Origin of the sequence: Pseudomonas sp. PS02288 (assembly GCF_029959715.1) — a bacterium.
Lineage (GTDB): Bacteria > Pseudomonadota > Gammaproteobacteria > Pseudomonadales > Pseudomonadaceae > Pseudomonas_O > Pseudomonas_O kuykendallii.
The window spans coordinates 1-229 of the sequence record NZ_JASCPA010000155.1; the positions used below are offsets into that span (position 1 = coordinate 1).

General features: G+C 61.1%; 1 pseudogene. It reads right to left on the reverse strand.

What is annotated here, in order from left to right:
- A pseudogene (locus QMX85_RS23475) lies at positions 1–93 on the reverse strand (paraquat-inducible protein A); the annotation flags it as partial.
- Positions 94–229: the final 136 nt, after the last annotated feature.

Sequence of the window (229 nt, forward strand, 5' to 3'; positions counted from 1 at the left end):
GGGCTTGAGCATCAGCAGATCGCACTCGTGGCAGGCGATCAGTTCGTCGAGCGGGCGCTCGGCAAGAGACCGGGAATCGGCCGTATCAGGCATTGGCAAGGCTCGGCAGTCCAGCATCCAGTTTCGGAAATTCGCTGTTCAGTGTGCGGCGTCGGACGATGACTTATTCGGTTCGACCGCCGCGTCTGCGCTTGGTTTGGACCGGTGATGGCAATCAGGCATGAGCGGG